Genomic DNA, 21,217 nt, shown 5'->3' on the forward strand with positions numbered 1-21,217 from the left:
ACACAATGCAGCTTGCTGACAAAAGAGGTAAATATGGCCGTTTCCTTCTCTTTCCTCCAAAGAAGCTTCATTATTGGTTCTCTGGCCTCGATAGCCCTATTGCTGCCAGGCGAAAGTTTCACAGATGCGAACGCACAAAACTTCATAGAACGCGTATTGAGCGGCAATGCAAAACAGCCACACTCAAAAAAGCGACAGGCGAAAAAGCGTACAATCAAGAAAGCGCAGCCGAAAACGCCTCCCACATTGAACGTGGTTCCGATTCCCACCCCATCGCCTCGTCGGGAAGACCGAAAAGAAACTGTTGAGGCACAGCCTGCACCTTCGCAAACTGAAACTGCACCTTTGCCAGAAAAAAAACCGGAGAAACCAATCGAGGCTGAAAAACCAGAGGTTGCACAACCCGACCCCAAAAAGCCTGAGCGTATCTATCAGGTGTCTTGTCCTGCACTGATGAGCGGAGATGTGGAAGGGAAGCTGCTGCCGCCCATTGAAGATGGTTCGCAATGCAGTGCTCAATCGCCGCTTTCACTCAGCGCAATTGGCAAAAATGAGCCTTTGAAATTTGCCAATGCTATTACGACCAATTGCGCCATGGCAGTCACGCTGGCTCAATGGGCTGGTGACGTAAAAGACGCTGCAAAAACGGTCTATGGAAATGACATTAAGGTCACCGAAATAGGAACCGGATCAGATTATCAGTGCCGCAATGTCAATGGTGCATCGGAAGGGCGAGTTTCAGAACATGCTTTCGCCAATGCACTCGATATAATGTCATTCAAATTTTCAGATGGGTCCAAAACCGAACTTGAAAGTGGCTGGAACGGATCGGAAAAAGAAAAGAAATTCTGGCGTGCCGTTCACGGTGCAAGCTGCAATCTTTTCATGACGGTGATCGGCCCCGATGGTGATGCGGCTCACCTGACTAACATGCATCTCGATCAGGGTTGCCACGGCAAATCCTGCCTTGCCCGAATCTGTCAGTGAGTTATTCTGTGTCATGAACGAAAAGACATAATTCGTCCCAACGACATTTCTAATAATATTGCCATTATCGATTTTGCTCATCGCATTTTGCGCCGAGCCTCTCAAAGGAACGATCCATGAAATCGACCAGAATTATACTTTTTGCATTTTTGACACTCGGCATCTCAAGCGCAGCAAACGCAGACACAGTGCCAAAACGATCCAAGGACTTCACCGGCAATTATCAGACACTGGTGAAAGACCAACAGGCATCACCCCAAATTGCAGGCTGCATTGCGTCTGCCTACGATTATGTGAAAAACAGCAAAAAATATGATCGTCTCGGCTTCACGAAAGACGATATTGCCAACGCAACGACCAACGAAAAATCATCGCAATTCAGCGCGAAAGACGGGCGGAAAGTATCAGCCGTTATTTCAGTGCCAGGTGAAGCGCGCAAAAAAGCTGGCGGCTGGGACGATATTTCAGTTCGTTGCGGCATTACTTCCGGCAAACTGAAAGCGATTGAGATTGTAACGACAAAAGCGGAAAAATAGAGCTATTGCTGAGCGACTGACTTTTAATCAGTCGCTCTTCTTATCGTCCACATGTTCCGGAAGACCTTTGTGCTTCGTCTCTGCAAAGTCTTCCAGTTCCTTTTCGGTCATGGATTCATACATTTCTTTAGAAGCCCCGACCAACTCACTCTTCTTTATTTCACCGCGTTTGGCGGAAAGTGCTGCACCGGCTGCCTTTTGCTGAGCTTTCGATTTCGCTGGCATGTCCGTTCTCCTCTGTAAGCAAGAAGAACGAAAAATCGCCTTGTCTGGTTCCTTATCAGTCCACAGCTTTGTCGAAACGTGAACGGGCATCGCGCATCTGCTCACGATTTCTCACGGCCCATTGCCCCAACACATCTATCGGCACCGCCAGCGAATGACCAAGCTCGGTTAGCGAATACTCGACTTCTGGCGGCGATGTTGGACGGACATGACGCGCCACAAGCCCGTCACGCTCAAGCGAACGCAGAGTAACCGTTAGCATCCGCTGAGAAATGCCTTCAATCGAGCGTCGCAAAGCATTGAAACGCATTGACCCCGCCTGCAAATTGAAAACAACCAGAATGCTCCACGTATCGCCAACGCGGTCGAGCACTTCGCGTATGGGGCATGGCCCTTCGCCTTCCGCGTCAGGCTTAAATGCTTCCGTCGACGATAATAATGGCGCAATGGCGTTTGGTTCATTTGTATTCTTCATTTTGATCTTAGTTAAAGCGCAATGCTTTTCCCTATCGCGGTCCTTGCCCAAAGCGTGGTTACTTCCATGTACCCTAAACATGAAAAAGTGCGTTCTTCACAAGGCTTTTCAATTCGGCTACCTAGTTACCATAAAGAACCTGATTATCAAATATCACTTTTACGGTTACAATCGAAAGGAACATATCATGTCTAAAATCGCACTAATTGGCGCAACAGGTTTTGTAGGCGCTGCAATTCTTAAAGAAGCTGTATCACGCGGCCACAGTATCACCGCGCTCGTCCGTAACACTGACAAAGTTGCGAAACTCGATAATGTGACAGCAGTGAAAAGCGATGTGTTTGATACCGATGCGCTGGCGAGCCAGCTGGCTGGTCATGACATTGTCATTTCAGCGTATAACCCTGGCTGGACAGACGCCAATATTCGCGAAAACCACATCAAGGGAAGCCGTTCTATCAATGCCGCAGCAAAGAAAGCTGGCGTTAAGCGTCTGATTGCAGTCGGTGGCGCTGGTAGCCTCGAAATCAATGGTCAACAGCTTGTAGATTCGCCAGATTTCCCGGCGGATTGGAAAGAAGGCGCACTGGGCGCACGTCAGGCGCTCAACGAACTGCGCGAAGAAAATGACCTCGACTGGACCTTCGTTTCGCCAGCTATCATGCTGGAACCGGGTGAACGAACCGGCAAATATCGCCTTGGCACAGATCAGCCTGTCTTTGACGAAAAAGGCGAAAGTAAAATTTCTGTCGATGATCTGGCGGTCGCAATTATCGACGAAGCCGAACAGGGCAAGCATATCGGCAAGCGTTTTACTGCTGCTTATTGAGATCAATGCATACCGGGTGGGCGACTGCCCGGTATCCTCAAGGTGACCCGATCACCTTTCAGTGCGTTCTTAACAAGAGGCGTGAAGCGGCCTAACTAAAGCGCAACAGCCAACAAATTGATGGAACGCCATGGAACTTGGTATTTACACATTCGGCGATATTGGGCCTGATCCTGAAACCAATCGCCCGCTTTCGCCACAGCAACGGCTAACAAATCTTATCGAAGAGATTGAACTTGCCGATCAGGTTGGCCTTGATGTGTTCGGTGTCGGTGAGCATCATCGCCCGGACTATGCAGTTTCTGCGCCACCTATCGTGCTGGCTGCAGCAGCCACACGCACAAAGAATATCAAGCTGACGAGTGCCGTTACGGTTCTTTCTTCTGACGATCCGGTTCGGGTCTATCAGCAGTTTTCAACACTTGATCTTCTCTCCAATGGGCGAGCCGAAATCATGGCAGGACGTGGTTCGTTCATCGAATCCTTTCCGCTTTTCGGATATGATCTTGATGATTACGACACGCTCTTCGCCGAGAAGCTCGATCTTCTTCTCAACATTCGTGAGAATGAGCGGGTGAACTGGACTGGCAACACCCGCGCCGCCATTGATGGGCGTGGTGTTTATCCGCGAGCTTTGCCAGATTCTTTACCTATATGGCTGGCAGTTGGCGGAACGCCAGCATCGGTTGGACGTGCGGCACTCCTCGGTCTACCTCTGGCTATCGCCATCATCGGTGGTTATCCGGAGCGCTTTTCACAACTGACTGATTTTTATCGAGAAGCAGGTCTTAAAGCTGGGCACTCACCAGAAAAGCTCAAAGTTGGAATCAACTCACACGGCTATATCGCTGAAAACTCTCAACAAGCAGGCGATGAGTTCTATACGTCATATGCCTATGTGATGAGCAAACTTGGACGTGAGCGCGGTTGGCCGCCAACCACCCGTGAACAATTCGACGCTATGTGCCAGCCACGAGGATCTTTGCTCGTCGGAAGCCCGCAGCAGGTTATCGACAAAATCCTCAATCAACACAGCTATTTCAAGCATGATCGATTTTTGTTGCAGACAGCTTTAGGCAATCTGTCCCACAAACATACGATGAAATCGATTGAGCTATTTGGCACGAAGGTTGCACCAGAGGTTCGCAAAGCGCTGAACCAGAAAGCGTCCGCATAAGTAAAAGGCCGACCAATCAACATTGGTCGGCCTTTTTATTCGATCGCCTTCGATCTGATTGGATCAGATCAGCTCTCTCATTCTTTGCATTAGCGTGCATCATTGTCCGAAAACCGTTTCACACTTTTCGGGATGCACTCTAAACCAGCTCCACATCTACGACGCCGGGGATTGCTTTCATGGCGCTCGCAATCTGTGGACTGACCCGATAGCGGTGTGGCAGCTCAATCTCCACCTCACGCTGTCCGTCCTCTTTTATAACGATGAAGCTCACCTCACCGTCACCGCGCGTATTGAAATGCGGAATGATCGATTTCAGCGATTGAGCCGAGCGAAGATAGAGCCGCAGCGCCTTCTGCATAGCGCAAGCACGATCCTCCAGCGACTGCACGGTCTGAATACGCAACCCGATACCTTCGGGTCGGTTTTCAGCAGAGACGGTAATCACCACCGATTTACCGCTTTCCAGCAGATCTCGATATTGCGCAAGACCTTCCGAAAACAACACAGCTTCAAACTGACCGCTGGCATCAGACAGTTGAACAATGCCCATCTTGTTGCCCGTGCGGGTTTTCCGTTCCTGTCGCGTGGTGATTGTTCCAGCAAGACGACCGGCATTCGCGCCGCGCTTCACGGCTGCTGAGAAATCGGCCCAGCTTTGCACGCGCATTCGATCAAGCACCTGACGATATTCATCCAGCGGATGCGCAGAAAGATAGAAACCGACCGCCTGAAATTCCCGATGCAGTTTTTCCGATGGCAACCAAGGGGCTGCTTGTGGCAGGATTAATTGTTCTTTCGGTGCGCCGGAAAGACCAAAAATATCGGACTGGCCGCTTGCAGCGTTCTCCTGCGTGCGCTGAGCAAAGCCCATGATGCGATCCATGCCAGCACTCATCGCGGCGCGATCACGTCCAAAGCAGTCAAGCGCGCCTGCATTAATCAGGCTGTCCAATACACGACGGTTGACGATTTTCGGATCAATCCGCTCACAGAAATCTTCGAGATTTTCAAACGGCTTTTCTGCCCGAACGTCGACAATGTGATCAACCGCTGCTTCACCCACGCCCTTGATGGCTGCAAGCGAATAGAAAATTTTCTTCTCACCAACTTCAAACGGGCGGAAAGATGTCATAACGGAAGGCGTCACAACATCAATCGCCAGACGATTTGCATCACGGCGGAAATCATTGAGCTTATCGGCGTTCGACATATCATATGTCATCGAGGCCGCGAGAAACTCAACTGGGTAATGAGCCTTCATATAGGCTGTCTGATAAGACACAATCGCATAAGCGGCAGCGTGCGACTTGTTGAAGCCGTAATCGGCAAACTTCGCCAGAAGGTCGAAAATCATATTCGCCTGTGCTTTATCGACACCGCCTTTAATGGCGCCATCGACAAAACGGACACGTTGCTTGTCCATTTCCTCGCGGATTTTCTTACCCATTGCGCGGCGCAAAAGATCAGCTTCACCGAGCGAATAGCCGGAAAGCACCTGCGCGATCTGCATCACCTGTTCCTGATAAACGATAACGCCCTGCGTTTCCTTAATCAGGTCATCAATTTTCGGGTGAATAGAAGCAATCTCTTCTTCACCGTTCTTGCGCGCATTATAGGTCGGGATATTCTCCATCGGACCCGGGCGGTAAAGCGCCACGAGAGCAATAATGTCCTCAATACGGTCCGGTCGCATGCCAAGCAGCGCCTTACGCATGCCCGCACTTTCCACCTGAAACACGCCAACCGTTTCGCCACGCGAAAGCATTTCGTAGGTGAGCTCATCGTCAAACGGTAAGCGCGTGAGATCAATATCGATGCCTTTACGGGCCACAAGCTTAACTGCCGTTTCGAGAACGGTGAGCGTCTTCAGACCGAGAAAGTCGAACTTGACCAGTCCTGCCTGTTCAACCCACTTCATATTAAACTGTGTGACCGGCATATCGGACCGTGGATCGCGATACATCGGGACAAGTTCAGAAAGAGGACGGTCGCCGATGACTATACCGGCGGCGTGGGTAGAAGCGTGGCGATACAGCCCCTCAAGCTTGAGCGCCATATCAAGAAGGCGTCCAACGACCGGTTCCTTCTCACGCTCTTCATTGATCTTAGGTTCAGTCTCGATTGCCTGCGCAAGAGATACGGGGTTTGCCGGATTCTGTGGCACCAGCTTACAAAGACGGTCTACCTGCCCATAAGGCATTTCCAGAACACGCCCAACGTCGCGCAACACAGCGCGCGCCTGCAGCGTTCCGAAAGTGATGATCTGTGCGACCTGATCACGACCGTATTTTCCCTGCACGTAACGAATGACTTCTTCGCGACGTTCCTGACAGAAGTCGATATCGAAGTCGGGCATCGATACGCGATCAGGGTTGAGGAAGCGCTCGAACAGAAGCGAAAAGCGCAGCGGATCAACGTCGGTGATCGTCAACGCATAAGCAACAAGCGAGCCCGCACCAGAACCACGGCCCGGCCCTACCGGAATGCCCTGCTGCTTGGCCCATTTGATAAAGTCCGCAACGATCAGGAAGTAACCGGGGAACTTCATACGGGTGATAATGCCGATCTCGTAATCGAGACGCTCGGCATATTGTTCTTCTGTATAGCCTTCAGCTAAACCGGCTGTTTCCAACCGCATTTTCAGGCCTTCACGCGCCTGACGTGCAAGCTCGTTGGCTTCTGCCTCAAGACCTGCTTCAGGGTCATCGGATTCGCCCGTGAAGCGCGGCAGGATAGGGTCGCGCGTCTGTGTGAACCAACTGCAACGCTCAGCGATTTCAATTGTGTTTTCGAGAGCTTCCGGCAAATCTGCGAAGAGTGCTGCCATTTCAGCGCGGCTTCTCAAATAATGATCCGGCGTCAAGCGTCGACGATCATCATTGGAAAGTATCTGCCCTTCGGCAATGGCCAGAAGCGCGTCATGCGCTTCAAAATCCTCGGCCTTGAGAAAGAAGGCCTCGTTGGTAGCAACAAGCGGCAGATCCATGGCGTAGGCAAGTTCAACGGTCTTCGCTTCAAGCGCACGGTCGTAACCAGCCTGACGCTGCAACTCGACATACAGCCGGTCGCCAAATGCATCTTTGAGGAAAGCCAAACGGCTTTCGGCACGATCAGCACGGTCTGCAGAAAATGCGCGTCCGATTGGGCCAAGTGGGCCACCCGATAGAACGATTACGTCTTCTGAAAGGCTTGATAGCCAGCTTGCATCAACATGAACTGGATCACCCGAAGGCGTATCCATAAATGCACGGCTAACGAGCCTAACGATATTTGCGTAGCCTTCCTCGGTTGAAGCGAGAAAAACCAGAGGTGCCAAGTCAAGAACAAGCCTCCGGTTTACGCTGCGGCTGTTATCATTATGGTCGCCGAAAGCGACGTCCAGCTGGCAGCCGATAATCGGCTGCAAACCATCTTTTGATGCCTTCTGAGCAAACTCCAAAGCACCAAACAGGTTATTACTGTCAGTGATCGCGATGGCCGGTGCCTCATCGGCAATCGCCTGTTTAATAATCTTGCCGACTGGCAATGCACCTTCGAGCAAAGAATAAGCAGAATGTACCCGCAGATGAACGAAACGAGGTGACGACTTACCCTCGCCCGCGCCAATGCTTGCTGTATCACTCATACTTTTCCCCGATCTTTGCAGACTGGTCAGACTGCAACATGATCATAGCGAAATCATGTTTTCAGCGCCAGCCAAGTGCAGCCATGTTTAAAGACTTCTACATCTTAAGATTGGCACACGGTAACGGGCGACTCTTATCGCCCATCAGAGCAGTTTCGGGGAATACGGTAACGATGTCCAGAGCGATGACCGTTACTATCATCTGGGTTCACAGGGAACCCGCTTCACGCTTTCAAATTGCACTCACCCAGATGGCGAAAGTAGCAATAAACAGGCTGACTGAGACGAAGGACAAAACGTCGTAGACGAGATCGGTCATGTGGATAACTCCTCTTTGTTCACGTATGTTTATTATTTGTTCCATTTTTGTTCTAAAGTCAACACTGTTATTGATGCCTTCCGGTATTTAAGGTTTATGAAATATAAACGGCAAACGCCGATGGGATTACCACCGGCGCTAAATAAACAAGATACTGGGAAGGCTTCGACTGTATTGAGGCGCGGATACAATACGCCCCGTTACATGACTATCAGAGGTCTACGACCTTGCCGTCTTTTAAGGTCACGCGGCGGTCCATACGACGAGCCAGTTCATGATTATGCGTGGCAATCATCGCAGCTAGTCCAGATTGGCGTACCAGTGCTTCAAGAGCGCCAAAAACATAAGACGATGTTGTCGGATCGAGATTACCAGTCGGCTCATCAGCCAACAACACAAGCGGTGCATTGGCAACGGCACGCGCGATAGCAACGCGCTGCTGCTCACCACCGGAAAGCTCTGATGGACGATGAGAAGCGCGCGGGCCGATTTTCATATAGTCGAGCAATTGCTGCGCACGAACGGATGCCGCCTTTTGTGCCAAACCACGGATCATCTGCGGCATCATCACGTTCTCAAGTGCGGAGAACTCAGGCAGCAGATGATGGAACTGATAGACAAAGCCGACATCGTTGCGACGGATGGCTGTGCGCTCGTCCTCAGACAATGCGCTGCATGAACGTCCATCAAGAAAGACATCGCCTGCATCCGGGCGCTCAAGCAAGCCTGCCGTATGCAGAAGGGTCGATTTACCCGCACCAGACGGAGCAACAAGCGCGACCATTTCGCCACGACGAAGCGTGAAGTTAGCATCCTTCAGGATGACCAATTCGCGATCAGCTTCCTTATAAGCGCGACTGACATTTTCCAGACGCAGAATGACTTCAGCCGCCATTATTCATACCTCAGTGCTTCGACCGGATCGAGCTTGGCAGCGCGCCATGCTGGCAAAATGGTAGCGATGAAAGAAAGAACTAATGCCATCGCAATGACGGAGACAGTTTCACCAACGTCCATTTTGGCTGGCAGTGTGCTTAGGAAATAGAGTTCTGGATTGAACAGGGTCGTACCCGAAAGCCACGAGAAAAACTGGCGAATGCGCTCGACATTCAGGCACACAACAACACCGAGCACCACACCGGCGAGTGTTCCGGTCACGCCAATGGCTGCACCTGTCATCAGGAATATGCGCATCACCGCGCCGCGCGTCGCACCCATAGTGCGAAGGATAGCGATGTCGCGCCCTTTATCCTTCACCAGCATGATAAGGCCAGAGATAATATTAAGCGCTGCGACAAGTACGATCAGCGTGAGGATCATGAACATGACGTTACGTTCAACCTGCAAGGCCGAAAAGAACGTCTGGTTGCGCTGGCGCCAATCGACCATAGAAATCTGACGCGCTGCGACTTCCTCAACAGGTGCGCGCATGGCGTCAACCTTGTCTGGATTATCGACAAAGATTTCCAGCGACTGCACTTTGTCTTCCTGATTGAAGAAAAGCTGCGCTTCGGTCAGCGGCATCATGACGATAGACGCATCATATTCCGACATGCCGATCTCGAAGATCGCAACAATCGGATAGGCTTTTACGCGCGGGTTAACACCAAAGGGCGTCACATCACCATCAGGGGAGATAACGCGCAGCGTATCACCGATGGAAAGACCGAGATTTTCAGCCATACGCGTGCCGATGGCCACGCCGCCGCTCTGATCAAAACCCTGCAAGGTACCCTGCTTGATATTATCAGATACGAGCTTGAGCTTGGCGAGATCTTCCTCACGAAGACCGCGAACCAATGCGCCCGTTCCGGCACCAATATTGCCCTGCACCAGAGCCTGCCCTTCCACCACCGGAATAGCAAACTTCACGCCGGAAATGCCATCAATCCGCGTGATAAGGCTCGCATAATCATCCAGCGGCCGATCAATCGGCTGCATGATGAGATGACCGTTGATGCCTAGAATTCTGTTTAGAAGCTCGGCGCGGAAACCGTTCATCACCGCCATAACGATGATGAGTGTGGCAACGCCAAGCATGATGCCGGTGAACGAGAAACCGGCGATCACCGAAATAAATGTTTCGCGGCGGCGTGCACGCAGATAGCGCCATGCGATCATCCGCTCATAAGCTGAAAACGGTCCAGAAGAAGGCGCCTTGTTGGGCGTCTTCTGCTTGCCGTCAGATTTTACTGCCGCCGCACTGCTCATATTTAAGCCGTCAACAGGTTGATTGCTGCTTCGATGGTGAGTGTCTGACGTTCACCAGTCTTGCGGTCTTTGACTTCTACTTCGCCAGCAGCAACGCTGCGTGGGCCGACGATCACCTGATAAGGCAGGCCAATCAAATCCATGGTTGCGAACTTGGAACCCGCACGATTGTCCGTATCGTCGAGCAGCGGATCGAGGCCAGCATTTGTGAAGGCGGTGTAGAGCTGTTCGCTCACGCCGTCACAAGCTTCATCACCAGCCTTCATATTGATAATGCCCACACCGAATGGCGCAATCGACTTTGGCCAGATAATGCCAGCTTCATCGTGGAAAGCTTCAATCGCAGCTGCGACCAGACGCGAAGGTCCAATGCCATAAGAGCCCATCGAAACGAAATGGTCTTTGCCATCTGGTCCCTGCACCTTCGCACCCATGGCTTCCGAATATTTGGTGCCGAAATGGAAGATATGACCGACTTCGATGCCGCGCGCCGAAACCTGTTCATCGGCTTTCACCGCTGACCATTCTGCTTCGTCGTGCATTTCATCGGTTGCCGCGTAAGGCGTCGTCCAGCGATTGACGATGTCAGTGAGCTGCTCGTCATTTCGGAAATCTGTATCCGCACCCGGAACGGCCAGATCAAGATAAGCCTTATCGCAATAGACCTGGCTTTCGCCGGTTTCAGCGAGAATGATGAATTCGTGGGAAAGATCGCCACCAATTGGGCCGGTATCCGCACGCATCGGGATCGCCTGCAAACCGACGCGAGCGAAGGTACGCAGATAAGACACGAACATGCGGTAGTAAGCCATCTTCGCGCCCTCATAGTCGAGGTCGAACGAATAGGCGTCTTTCATGAGAAATTCACGTGAACGCATCACGCCGAAACGCGGACGAACTTCGTCGCGGAACTTCCACTGAATATGATAAAGATTGAGCGGCAGGTCTTTGTAAGAACGCACATAGGAACGGAAAATATCCGTGACCATTTCTTCATTGGTCGGTCCGAAGAGCATTTCACGCTCCTGACGGTCCTGAATGCGCAGCATTTCCTTGCCGTATGCATCATAACGACCGCTTTCGCGCCAAAGTTCGGCGGACTGGATCGTTGGCATCAGAATTTCGTTCGCGCCAGCGCGGTTCTGCTCTTCACGAATGATGTCACAAACCTTGTTGAGCACTTTCAGACCAAGCGGAAGCCATGAATAAATGCCTGCCGACTGCTGACGGATCATGCCCGCGCGCAGCATTAACCTGTGAGAGACAATTTCAGCCTCTTTTGGGTTTTCTTTCAGAATGGGCAAAAAATACTGCGACAGACGCATCGTGACCACCGATCAAGAGAGAGATTACCTGAGTAGCAACCGACTGTGTGGAGAATCAGGCAAAAATTAAGCAAATCTGCCGGTTTCATAACGGGTTATAACGCGGTTGAAAACCCGCCCCTTTACTGTTTGCTAACCAACATTTTTACGGCCCACAACAATCGTCAACAGAACCCTGACATAGACATCAAAACAGTAGGTTTTAGATTTGTATTAAAATTCAATGTTTTATGTAGCTGGCATATCATTCGAGCAAAAATTGCGAAGGAAATATGACGCTATGAAAGATTTTTGGTGACAAAAGCTGTGCAGTCCGCTATTTTTTTCATCAATAAGCCTGACAACGGAAATAACCGTTGTTTAACGCGGTCAAAGTCTTGGGAGGATGGATCCAGGCGCGATATGTCGCTGCCGCCGGTAAAATGGAAACGGGTCGAACGCGTATTCGACTAGCAAGGCGAAAGCCTTGCTTTTTTTTTGGCTTAACTAAGAAAGTCAAGTTTTTGCACGACCATACTCAAGCAGTACATTGATATTATTTGTTTTTTGGAGTGCGCTCATTTTTGAGCCGGTTCGAACTGAATAGGATTCAAGCCGTAAAAGAGGGCTCAGGATTTCGCATTGAAATCCGATATATGGCATCACTAATTTTCTATAGATTCAAATAGTTATGGTGAATTTATAACTTTTAGATTCACGCTAAATCAAATATTTTTCCTAAAAATAACCTTCATAAATTCCATGCCTAAATATTAGGCATGGAATTAGCATTCTGTAAAATGAAAGAAGATTTCCTGCTTATTTCAAGTCAGGAAAGAAATGCGGAATATCATCAAGGCCGAAACCATGCACCTGCGTCATATAATAATATAGGCCGAATATGGCAGACGCTACGACAGTTGTGCGAACGAAAGCGCGACCGATGCGAGGTTTGGCGGGTGCGCTGGCAACTGTACCCAATGTTACTTCATTTTCTTCCGCCTGAGTGCGCAAGCCCACAGGTAAAATCGCAAATAATGTTATCCACCAGAAGATAAAATACATGGCAATGCCGGAAACAATGGTCATCTCACGCCTCCTCCAGCTCAATCAATGTTCCGTTGAAATCCTTGGGGTGTAGAAACAGAACCGGCTTTCCATGTGCGCCGATCTTCGGCTCGCCATTTCCAAGAATACGAGCGCCTTCAGCCTTCAGGTGATCACGAGCTGCGATAATGTCAGAGACTTCGTAGCAGAGATGATGCATCCCGCCCGATGGGTTCTTTTCAAGAAACGCTGAAATGGGCGATCCATCGCCCAATGGTTCCAGCAATTCGATCTTGGTGTTGCCAACATCAATGAAAACAACCGTAACGCCATGTTCCGGCAGAGCCTCAGGTGCGGTTACTTTTGCACCCAGTTGGCCGCTGTAAAGCGCAGAAGCGGCCCGAATATCAGGGACCGCAATTGCAACATGGTTCAGGCGTTCAAGCATCTATTTCCTCCTCCAGAAAACAGATTTACTTTATCCGGTTGATGAACACCGTCACTACCGGCTTTTTGCCCCATGCTTCATTTGTCGCAGCACGAACTGCACGGCGAACCGATTCCCGGACCACTTCGAGGTCTTTGCGGCGTGTGCGCGGAATGCTGTCGATTGCTTCAATTGCGGCATCAAGCAGCAAATCTTCAATCAGTTCGCCCTGCCCGTCTTCCTCTGGCACGCCAAAGGCAACCAGATCGGGCTCATCCATAATCTTGAAATCACGGTCGAGCAGAACGGAAACGGCGACGTGGCCGACATAGGCAAGCTTGCGGCGCTCAACCATGCCAATTTCATCTTCGTCACCGATCAGCTTGCCGTCTTTATAAATACGGCCAATCGGGGCTTTATCGATGATTTCAGCTTTGCCCGGTGCCAAACGAAGCATATCGCCATCGCGCACCTGCGCGATTTGTTCAATGCCCTCCATGGCACCAAGCGAACCTTGGGCTACCAGATGGGCCGCTTCGCCATGAACCGGAACCAAAATTTGCGGGCGCACCCATGAATACATCCGCTTCAATTCACTGCGGCGCGGATGGCCAGAAACATGCACTAGCGCATCATCATCGCTGATCAGCTTAATGCCCTGATCAATCAGCTTGTTCTTGATTTCAAGAATGGCCTTCTCATTGCCCGGGATCGGACGCGATGAGAAAATCACCGTGTCACCAGCCGAAAGAGCAATGCTGCGCATTTCATCACGCGACAGCTTGGCGAGCGCTGCTCTTGGCTCGCCCTGACTGCCGGTGAGGATCATCACGACATTTTCACGCGGAATATAGCCGTAATTATCTTCGCTTAGAAATTCCGGCAGGCCTTCCATGTAGCCGAGCTCGGTTGCAACAGCGATTGTGCGTTTCATCGAACGGCCAACCACCAGCACCTGACGGCCAGCGTCGCGTGCGGCTTCAGTGATCGAACGGATACGGCCAACATTGGACGAGAAGGTCGTGATCGCAACGCGCCCACGCGCATTTTCAATCAGTTCGCGCAAGCTATCGCCGACTTCGCGCTCCGATGGAGATTCACCTTCGCGCATAGCGTTGGTGGAATCACAAATCAGCGCCAGAACGCCCTGATCGCCGATAGCGCGAAACCGTGCCTCATCGATCAGTGGTCCCATCGAAGGATCGGGATCCATCTTCCAGTCGCCAGTATGAACGACTGTTCCAAGCGGCGTGGTGATCGCCAGCGAAACCGGTTCAGGAATCGAGTGGGTAACTGCAATCGCTTCAAGCTTAAAAGGCCCAACTTCGAAAGTCTCGCCAGCTTTGAAGATCGTGACCGGAATTTCAGGTGCACGAATTTCAGAATGACGCTTGGCTTCAAGCAGGCCCGCAGTAAATGGCGTTGCGTAAACCGGCGCCTTGAGGCGTGGCCAGAGATCAAGCAGCGCACCGTAATGGTCTTCATGTGCATGCGTAATAATAATAGCGCGCAGATTGTGCTTCTCAGCTTCCAAAAAGCGAATATCCGGCAGGATCAAGTCAGCACCTGGATGTTCAGGACCAGCAAAGCTTACGCCCATATCAACCACGATCCATTCGCGATTGTTTTCCGGTCCATAGCCATACATGGCGAGGTTCATGCCGATTTCGCCGACACCACCCAATGGCAGGAAGACAAATTGCGTCTGTGTTGAGCGGGGCATAATGCCTCCCTGTTCTTTAAAGCGCATCTCGATCTGACCCAATCAGATCGGCGCTCTAAAAGGTTTTTTCAACGCGCATCTTATCCGAAAACCGTTTCACACTTTTCGGGATGCGCTCCAATTAGAATTTATTATGCCCCTGTTGAACCCACTACCGATAGTTTGCAAGCCCGGAACAGCAGATTGAAAGGCCGATTGTTCACATATATTCGATCAGGAACCAGCTTTGACCGATGCAGCGGTTCCGAAATAGACATCGCCAGCAGTGACCGACACGCGTGTTCCATCGTCTTCGCGGATCACCAGACGGCAATCCGAATCGATAGTTTCAAACACGCCTTCAACAATGCGGCCATTCAACTGCATAGCTACAGGCTGGCCCAAACCATGGGCGCGCTTTAACCAAAACTCGCGAATAGTGTTGAGGCCACGCCCCTGATCCCAGATACGGTGATAGTGACACCATGCATCGGACAGCGCCAGAAACAGCGTGGCTGCATCCGTATTGCCGCCCAATCCATTGATGGAGGTTGCGGCATAAGGCAGACCTTCAGGTGCCGCGACAACGTTCGTTCCCATGCCAACCGCTATTCCAAAGCGCCCATCTGGGAGCAGTGTGGATTCAAGGAGAATACCGGAAAGTTTTGCACCATCGACCAGCACATCGTTTGGCCATTTAAGAGCGACATTCACTTTTGACGCAACGGCTGGCGGCAAAACGGCATCAACAGCCTCAGTAAGCGCTAGGCCTGCAACAAATCCTAAAGTAGCGGCAATTTGGGGATCAAAACGTTCAACCAGTAGCAGCGTTGCTGCGAGATTGCCTTCGGGCGCGGTCCATGTACGGCCGCGGCGCCCTCGTCCGCTCTCCTGTTTCGGAGAAACGAACCAGAGGCGCCCTGCATCACCGGCATTAGCCTGTGCAAGCGCCTCTGCATTGGTAGAACCAACGACTGGAAAAAACTCCAGTCGGTAATTGTCTGCTAAAGCCGCAGGTGCCAGCGTGAAACGATTGCCATCACCTGCGGCCTTATTCATTGTCATGCTCAGAAGAATGTTTTGGCTGCAGTTTCAGCCAAACCACCGAGCCAGCCGCCGATCAGTCCATAGAACAGAACGAAGGCACCAGAAACGAGCAATACGAGACGCAGCTCGATTGCTGCCGGAACGAAAGTTGTCACTGGTTCATCGAACCACATGATCTTGATCATGCGCAGGTAATAGAACGCACCCACAACCGATGCCACAATACCGATGATTGCAAGCGGATAAAGACCCACTTCAACGGCTGCAACGAAGGTGTACCACTTACCGAAGAAGCCAGCGAGCGGCGGAATACCAGCAAGCGAGAACAGCATGATCGTCATGATCACTGCCATAACCGGATTGCTGCGCGACAGGCCTGCGAGATCTTCGATCTTCTCGACATTGCCTTCCTTGGTCCGCATGGACAGGATGAAAGCAAAGCTGCCGAGCGTCATGACAAGATAGATCGCCATGTAAAGAGCAACGCCTTTAACACCGACAACCGTACCGGCAGCCAGACCGACAAGGGCATAGCCCATGTGGCTGATCGACGAGTAAGCCATCAGGCGCTTAATGTTGCGCTGACCAATAGCGGCAAAGGCACCCAGCACCATCGAAGCGATTGCAACGAAAGTGATGATCTGCTGCCAGTCTTGGGTGACGGGAGCGAAGGCACCTTCAACAACACGAACGATCAGAGCCATTGCAGCCATCTTAGGAGCGGCAGCAAAGAACGCGGTTACTGGCGTTGGCGAACCTTCATAAACGTCTGGCGTCCACATATGGAATGGGACAGCAGAAATCTTGAAGCAGAGGCCTGCAAGAATAAAGACCAGACCGAACACCAGACCGAGCTGACGCTCGCCACCAGAAATGGCGGTTGCAATTTCGGCAAAACCGATATGGCCGGTGTAGCCGTAAACAAGGCTGATACCATAGAGCAGCATACCCGACGACAGCGCGCCGAGAACGAAATACTTAAGGCCAGCCTCTGTCGAACGAACGCTGTCACGATTGAAGGCAGCAAGCACGTAGAGCGCAAGCGACTGCAATTCGAGGCCCATATAGAGTGTCAGCATGTTGGATGCCGACACCATGATGAGCATGCCAAGCGTGGACAACACGATCAGCACAGGGAATTCGAACTTATCGAATTTCTCTTCACGCGCAAAGCCAACCGACATGATCAGCGCCACGATGGAGCCGATCAGTGTCAGCACCTTCATAAAGCGTGCGAAAGCATCGTTGACAAAGGCACCGCCGAAAGCGCTGCCATTGTGTGGGAAGATAACGATCAGTGCGAGTGCTGCAATAAGAACAGCAACTGCAAGGCCATTGACGAGGGTTGAGGCGCGCTCTCCGGAGAACACGCCGATCATGAGCAATGCCAGTCCGCTCAGCGCGAGGAGAACCTCGGGAGCTGCGAGAGACAGGGAAGCAATCAGGTCGGTTTGCATCAAGCCTACGCCTTTACTTACTGCGCCAGCGTAGCGCTAGCGGCATTTGCCAGCGCTGCGTCATAATTGGTAACCAGTGCATGCACGGCGCTCGCGGTCGCATCGAAGACCGGAACCGGATACACACCGAAGAAGATGGTGAGAGCCACAAGCGGATACAGGATCACTTTCTCACGCGGGGTGAGATCGAGGATACCCTTAAGGCTTTCCTTGGTCAGCGCACCAAACACCACGTTGCGATAAAGCCAGAGCGCATAAGCTGCCGACAGGATCACACCCGATGTTGCGAACAGCGCTACCCACGTATTGACGCGGAAGACACCGAACAGCGTGAGGAATTCACCGATAAAGCCCGACGTACCCGGAAGACCGACATTCGCCATCGTCAGGATGAGGAAGGCAACTGCATATTTCGGCATTCTGTTTACGAGACCGCCAAAGGCCGCAATTTCACGGGTATGCATGCGATCATAGATCACGCCGACGCAAAGGAAGAGTGCGCCAGAAACAATACCGTGCGAAAGCATCTGGAAGATTGCACCCTGCACGCCCTGCTCGTTGGCGGCAAAAATACCCATGGTCACATAGCCCATATGCGCAACAGACGAGTACGCGATCAGCTTCTTGATGTCTTCCTGCACCAACGCAACGAGCGAGGTGTAGACGATAGCAATTGCTGAGAGTGCAAACACAAACGGAGCGAAATCGGCAGAAGCCAGCGGGAACATCGGCAGTGAGAAGCGCAGGAAGCCGTAGCCACCGAGCTTCAGAAGAATACCGGCCAGAATGACCGAACCTGCTGTCGGCGCTTCAACGTGCGCATCCGGCAACCATGTGTGAACCGGCCACATTGGCATCTTCACGGCAAAGGACGCGAAGAAGGCAAGCCATAGCCATGTTTGCATACCTGCCGGGAAATCGTATTTCAGCAGTTCGACGATGTTAAGCGTACCGGCCTGCCAGTACATTGCCATAATCGCGATCAGCATCAATACGGAGCCGAGCAGCGTATAAAGGAAGAACTTGAAGCTCGCATAAACGCGGCGCTTGCCACCCCATACGCCGATGATGATGAACATCGGAATAAGGCTTGCTTCAAAGAACACATAGAACAGGAACAGATCCAGCGCGCAGAACACGCCGATCATCAGCGTTTCCAGAATAAGGAACGCGATCATGTATTCCTTGACGCGCTTGTCGATGGCCAGCCAGCTTGCCAGCACGCAGAACGGCATGAGGAAAGCAGACAGCACGACAAACAGCATCGAAATGCCGTCAACGCCCATGTGGTAGGAAATGCCACCACCGAGCCAGCCGACCTGTTCGACCATCTGGAAGCCGGGGTTTGAATTATCAAATCCGGCCCAGATAACCAGGGATAGAATGAAAACGAAAACCGTGGTCAGCAACGCAACATTCTTGATGTTACGACGCGAGGCTTCGCTGTCATCCTTGATGAGAAGGATCAACAAGGCGCCGACGAGCGGCAGAAATGTGACCGTAGAAAGAATTGGCCAATCGGTCATCAGAAAGAGCTCCCGAGCATCATCCAGGTGACGAGCGCGGCGACGCCGATAAGCATCGCGAATGCGTAATGATAAAGGTAACCCGACTGCATCTTCACAACGCGATCTGTAACATCGAGAACGCGTGCAGCGACACCATTAGGACCGTAACCGTCGATAATCTTGCCGTCGCCAACCTTCCAGAAGAAGCGGCCGAGCCAACGTGCAGGACGAACGAAGATCAAGTCATAAAGCTCGTCAAAGTACCACTTGTTGAGAAGGAACTGGTACAGACCACGATGACGCTCTGCGAGTGCCTTCGGGATTTGCGGTGCACGGATGTAGAAGATCCATGCCGTTACCAGACCGATCAGCATAGCGATGAACGGCGACAACTTAACCCACAACGGAACGTGGTGATAATGTTCCAGGATTTCGTTGGTTGGCAACGTGAAGAGCGCACCCTTCCAGAATTCAGCATATTCGTGGCCGAAGAAGTATTCCTTGAACACGACACCTGCAAACAGTGCGCCGACTGCAAGGATCAACAGCGGTACGAGCATAACCGGAGGCGATTCATGAACGTGATGCATAACTTCTGCAGAAGCGCGTGGCTTGCCATAGAAGGTCAAGAAAATCAGACGCCATGAGTAGAAGCTTGTGAACAGAGCCGCAACCACCAGAAGCGTGAATGCATAACCTGAAGCAAGGCTGTGCGATGCGAACACCGACTCGATGATCGCATCTTTCGAGAAGAAGCCAGCAGTACCGATGATCGTTCCCGGAACGCCGAGACCCGTAATTGCAACAGTACCGATCATCATCATCCAGTAGGTGATTGGGATCAGCTTACGCAAACCACCCATACGACGCATATCTTGTTCGTCAGAAACGGCATGGATAACCGAACCTGCGCAAAGGAACAAAAGTGCCTTGAAGAAAGCGTGCGTGAAGAGGTGGAATACAGCAGCTCCGTAGGCGCCAACACCCAGAGCCGCAAACATGTAACCGAGCTGCGAACAGGTCGAGTATGCGATAACGCGCTTGATATCGTTTTGAACCAGAGCAATCGTTGCAGCAAAGAATGCTGTCGTTGCGCCGATGATCGTCACGATCAGAAGAGCCGTATGCGAGAGTTCGAAAATTGGCGACATACGCGCAACCAGGAACACACCCGCGGTCACCATCGTTGCCGCGTGAATAAGTGCGGAAACAGGTGTTGGGCCTTCCATCGCGTCAGGCAACCATGTGTGCAGCAGGAACTGCGCCGATTTACCCATCGCGCCCATGAACAAGAGCAGGCAGACGACCGTCAGAGCGGTTTCTTTGTGCAGTTCATAGCCAAGGAAGTTGAGCACAACAGCACCAGTATCGGCAGCGCCTTCAGCTGGCAGGTAGTTTGCGGCGGCTGCAAAAAGCGTGTTGTAATCAACCGTCTGGAACAGCGCGAACAGACCAAAGATACCCAGCAGGAAGCCGAAGTCACCAACGCGGTTGACAACGAATGCCTTCATTGCAGCGGCATTTGCCGAAGGCTTCTGGTACCAGAAGCCGATCAGAAGGTAAGAAGCAAGCCCCACGCCTTCCCAGCCGAAGAACATCTGGATCAGATTGTCCGATGTGACCAGCATGAGCATGGCAAAGGTGAAAAGCGAAAGATAAGCGAAGAAGCGCGGACGATGCGGATCGTGATGCATGTATCCAATCGAATAGATATGCACCAGTGCCGACACTGAGTTGACCACGACCAGCATAACGCCAGTCAGCGTATCAACGCGCAAAGCCCAGTCAAAAGACAGCGAACCCGACGTTACCCAATGAAGAACAGGGATACGAACCGTTTCGGCATCGTGGCCGAGTGGGATTTTGAAGAACACGACCCACGACAGGATCGCGACGATCACCATCAGGCCGGAAGTCACATATTCACTCGCCTTGGCACCGATCTTATTGCCAAAAAGTCCGGCAATAAGAAAGCCAATAAGCGGAAGGAAGACGATCGCGTTATAGAGCATTTGCCCGTCAACCTTTCATAACATTGACGTCTTCCACCGCGATAGAACCGCGATTACGGAAGAAAACAACGAGGATTGCGAGACCGATAGCTGCTTCCGCAGCCGCAACAGTCAGAACGAACAGCGCGAAAACCTGCCCGACCATATCGCCAAGCACAGAAGAAAACGCCACAAAATTGAGATTGACCGAGAGAAGGATCAATTCGACAGACATCAGGATAACGATGACGTTCTTACGGTTTAAGAAGATACCGAAAACGCCAAGGGTGAACAGGATGGCTGATACGGTCAGATAATGAGAAATACCGATTTCCATATTCTTTTCC

The 21,217-nt window shown here is 51.6% G+C and carries 18 protein-coding genes; 4 read left to right on the forward strand and 14 right to left on the reverse strand.

The window, feature by feature from the left end; all coding sequences use genetic code 11:
• Window positions 1-33 precede the first annotated feature (33 nt).
• Window positions 34-987, forward strand: a complete 954-nt coding sequence (locus ACOZHT_RS00925; RefSeq protein WP_339508417.1) for an extensin family protein — start codon at window positions 34-36, stop codon at window positions 985-987.
• A 116-nt stretch (window positions 988-1,103) separates the two neighbouring features.
• The gene (gene bspC / locus ACOZHT_RS00930; protein ID WP_339508415.1) at window positions 1,104-1,523 is read left to right on the forward strand and encodes a type IV secretion system effector BspC; all 420 of its coding nucleotides are present in this window, start codon (window positions 1,104-1,106) and stop codon (window positions 1,521-1,523) included.
• Between the two features lie 27 nt (window positions 1,524-1,550).
• On the opposite strand, the gene ACOZHT_RS00935 is transcribed toward bspC, so the two are convergent.
• Together ACOZHT_RS00935 and ACOZHT_RS00940 are read right to left on the reverse strand one after the other, a co-directional pair.
• Entirely contained in the window at window positions 1,551-1,748 is a 198-nt protein-coding gene (locus tag ACOZHT_RS00935; RefSeq protein ID WP_339508414.1) for a DUF3008 family protein, read from the reverse strand.
• A 55-nt stretch (window positions 1,749-1,803) separates the two neighbouring features.
• A complete protein-coding gene (locus ACOZHT_RS00940) occupies window positions 1,804-2,223 on the reverse strand; it encodes a helix-turn-helix domain-containing protein (RefSeq protein ID WP_339508412.1) in 420 nt (139 codons plus the stop codon).
• Window positions 2,224-2,410: 187 nt separating this feature from the next.
• Between ACOZHT_RS00940 and ACOZHT_RS00945 the strand changes: the two genes are divergently transcribed.
• Window positions 2,411-3,052 carry an NAD(P)-dependent oxidoreductase gene (locus ACOZHT_RS00945; protein WP_339508411.1) on the forward strand — a complete coding sequence of 214 codons (642 nt, stop codon included), beginning with the start codon at window positions 2,411-2,413 and terminating at the stop codon, window positions 3,050-3,052.
• Between the two features lie 130 nt (window positions 3,053-3,182).
• The gene (locus ACOZHT_RS00950; RefSeq protein WP_339508409.1) at window positions 3,183-4,229 is read left to right on the forward strand and encodes an LLM class flavin-dependent oxidoreductase; all 1,047 of its coding nucleotides are present in this window, start codon (window positions 3,183-3,185) and stop codon (window positions 4,227-4,229) included.
• Between the two features lie 139 nt (window positions 4,230-4,368).
• Here the strand turns inward: ACOZHT_RS00950 and dnaE are convergent, their stop codons facing one another.
• From dnaE to nuoK, 12 genes are all read right to left on the reverse strand, one after another.
• The gene (dnaE, locus tag ACOZHT_RS00955) at window positions 4,369-7,857 is read right to left on the reverse strand and encodes a DNA polymerase III subunit alpha (protein WP_339508408.1); all 3,489 of its coding nucleotides are present in this window, start codon (window positions 7,855-7,857) and stop codon (window positions 4,369-4,371) included.
• A 530-nt stretch (window positions 7,858-8,387) separates the two neighbouring features.
• The gene (locus tag ACOZHT_RS00960) at window positions 8,388-9,071 is read right to left on the reverse strand and encodes an ABC transporter ATP-binding protein (RefSeq protein WP_339508406.1); all 684 of its coding nucleotides are present in this window, start codon (window positions 9,069-9,071) and stop codon (window positions 8,388-8,390) included.
• Window positions 9,071-10,387 (reverse strand): lipoprotein-releasing ABC transporter permease subunit, encoded by a 1,317-nt coding sequence (locus ACOZHT_RS00965; protein WP_339508404.1) that lies wholly within the window; start codon window positions 10,385-10,387, stop codon window positions 9,071-9,073. Before ACOZHT_RS00965 ends, ACOZHT_RS00960 begins: the two co-directional genes overlap by 1 nt.
• Before the next feature lie 2 nt (window positions 10,388-10,389).
• Window positions 10,390-11,712 (reverse strand): proline--tRNA ligase, encoded by a 1,323-nt coding sequence (gene proS / locus ACOZHT_RS00970; protein ID WP_339508403.1) that lies wholly within the window; start codon window positions 11,710-11,712, stop codon window positions 10,390-10,392.
• Window positions 11,713-12,510: 798 nt separating this feature from the next.
• A complete protein-coding gene (locus tag ACOZHT_RS00975; RefSeq protein ID WP_339508402.1) occupies window positions 12,511-12,780 on the reverse strand; it encodes a DUF1467 family protein in 270 nt (89 codons plus the stop codon).
• Window position 12,781: 1 nt separating this feature from the next.
• Window positions 12,782-13,186 (reverse strand): methylmalonyl-CoA epimerase, encoded by a 405-nt coding sequence (gene mce, locus ACOZHT_RS00980; RefSeq protein ID WP_339508400.1) that lies wholly within the window; start codon window positions 13,184-13,186, stop codon window positions 12,782-12,784.
• A 25-nt stretch (window positions 13,187-13,211) separates the two neighbouring features.
• Window positions 13,212-14,888, reverse strand: a complete 1,677-nt coding sequence (locus ACOZHT_RS00985) for a ribonuclease J (RefSeq protein ID WP_421565258.1) — start codon at window positions 14,886-14,888, stop codon at window positions 13,212-13,214.
• Between the two features lie 213 nt (window positions 14,889-15,101).
• Complete coding sequence (locus tag ACOZHT_RS00990; protein WP_339508397.1) at window positions 15,102-15,926, reverse strand: biotin--[acetyl-CoA-carboxylase] ligase; 825 nt, start codon at window positions 15,924-15,926, stop codon at window positions 15,102-15,104.
• 8 nt (window positions 15,927-15,934) lie between these two features.
• Entirely contained in the window at window positions 15,935-17,371 is a 1,437-nt protein-coding gene (nuoN, locus tag ACOZHT_RS00995; RefSeq protein WP_339508395.1) for an NADH-quinone oxidoreductase subunit NuoN, read from the reverse strand.
• Between the two features lie 17 nt (window positions 17,372-17,388).
• Complete coding sequence (locus ACOZHT_RS01000; RefSeq protein ID WP_339508393.1) at window positions 17,389-18,897, reverse strand: NADH-quinone oxidoreductase subunit M; 1,509 nt, start codon at window positions 18,895-18,897, stop codon at window positions 17,389-17,391.
• A complete protein-coding gene (gene nuoL, locus ACOZHT_RS01005; RefSeq protein WP_339508392.1) occupies window positions 18,897-20,891 on the reverse strand; it encodes an NADH-quinone oxidoreductase subunit L in 1,995 nt (664 codons plus the stop codon). The genes ACOZHT_RS01000 and nuoL overlap by 1 nt, the downstream gene beginning before the upstream one ends.
• Before the next feature lie 7 nt (window positions 20,892-20,898).
• Entirely contained in the window at window positions 20,899-21,207 is a 309-nt protein-coding gene (gene nuoK / locus ACOZHT_RS01010; protein ID WP_007874552.1) for an NADH-quinone oxidoreductase subunit NuoK, read from the reverse strand.
• Between the last annotated feature and the right edge of the window lie 10 nt (window positions 21,208-21,217).

The organism is Ochrobactrum sp. EDr1-4, assembly GCF_049199085.1.
Lineage (GTDB): Bacteria > Pseudomonadota > Alphaproteobacteria > Rhizobiales > Rhizobiaceae > Brucella.

What these genes read in the sequence shown, in the direction of transcription:
- ACOZHT_RS00925 (WP_339508417.1), top strand. Translation starts at nt 34, where the DNA reads ATGGCCGTTTCCTTCTCTTTCCTCCAAAGAAGCTTCATTATTGGTTCT.
- bspC (WP_339508415.1), top strand. Translation starts at nt 1,104, where the DNA reads ATGAAATCGACCAGAATTATACTTTTTGCATTTTTGACACTCGGCATC.
- ACOZHT_RS00935 (WP_339508414.1), bottom strand. Translation starts at nt 1,748, where the DNA reads ATGCCAGCGAAATCGAAAGCTCAGCAAAAGGCAGCCGGTGCAGCACTT.
- ACOZHT_RS00940 (WP_339508412.1), bottom strand. Translation starts at nt 2,223, where the DNA reads ATGAAGAATACAAATGAACCAAACGCCATTGCGCCATTATTATCGTCG.
- ACOZHT_RS00945 (WP_339508411.1), top strand. Translation starts at nt 2,411, where the DNA reads ATGTCTAAAATCGCACTAATTGGCGCAACAGGTTTTGTAGGCGCTGCA.
- ACOZHT_RS00950 (WP_339508409.1), top strand. Translation starts at nt 3,183, where the DNA reads ATGGAACTTGGTATTTACACATTCGGCGATATTGGGCCTGATCCTGAA.
- dnaE (WP_339508408.1), bottom strand. Translation starts at nt 7,857, where the DNA reads ATGAGTGATACAGCAAGCATTGGCGCGGGCGAGGGTAAGTCGTCACCT.
- ACOZHT_RS00960 (WP_339508406.1), bottom strand. Translation starts at nt 9,071, where the DNA reads ATGGCGGCTGAAGTCATTCTGCGTCTGGAAAATGTCAGTCGCGCTTAT.
- ACOZHT_RS00965 (WP_339508404.1), bottom strand. Translation starts at nt 10,387, where the DNA reads ATGAGCAGTGCGGCGGCAGTAAAATCTGACGGCAAGCAGAAGACGCCC.
- proS (WP_339508403.1), bottom strand. Translation starts at nt 11,712, where the DNA reads ATGCGTCTGTCGCAGTATTTTTTGCCCATTCTGAAAGAAAACCCAAAA.
- ACOZHT_RS00975 (WP_339508402.1), bottom strand. Translation starts at nt 12,780, where the DNA reads ATGACCATTGTTTCCGGCATTGCCATGTATTTTATCTTCTGGTGGATA.
- mce (WP_339508400.1), bottom strand. Translation starts at nt 13,186, where the DNA reads ATGCTTGAACGCCTGAACCATGTTGCAATTGCGGTCCCTGATATTCGG.
- ACOZHT_RS00985 (WP_421565258.1), bottom strand. Translation starts at nt 14,888, where the DNA reads ATGCCCCGCTCAACACAGACGCAATTTGTCTTCCTGCCATTGGGTGGT.
- ACOZHT_RS00990 (WP_339508397.1), bottom strand. Translation starts at nt 15,926, where the DNA reads ATGAATAAGGCCGCAGGTGATGGCAATCGTTTCACGCTGGCACCTGCG.
- nuoN (WP_339508395.1), bottom strand. Translation starts at nt 17,371, where the DNA reads ATGCAAACCGACCTGATTGCTTCCCTGTCTCTCGCAGCTCCCGAGGTT.
- ACOZHT_RS01000 (WP_339508393.1), bottom strand. Translation starts at nt 18,897, where the DNA reads ATGACCGATTGGCCAATTCTTTCTACGGTCACATTTCTGCCGCTCGTC.
- nuoL (WP_339508392.1), bottom strand. Translation starts at nt 20,891, where the DNA reads ATGCTCTATAACGCGATCGTCTTCCTTCCGCTTATTGGCTTTCTTATT.
- nuoK (WP_007874552.1), bottom strand. Translation starts at nt 21,207, where the DNA reads ATGGAAATCGGTATTTCTCATTATCTGACCGTATCAGCCATCCTGTTC.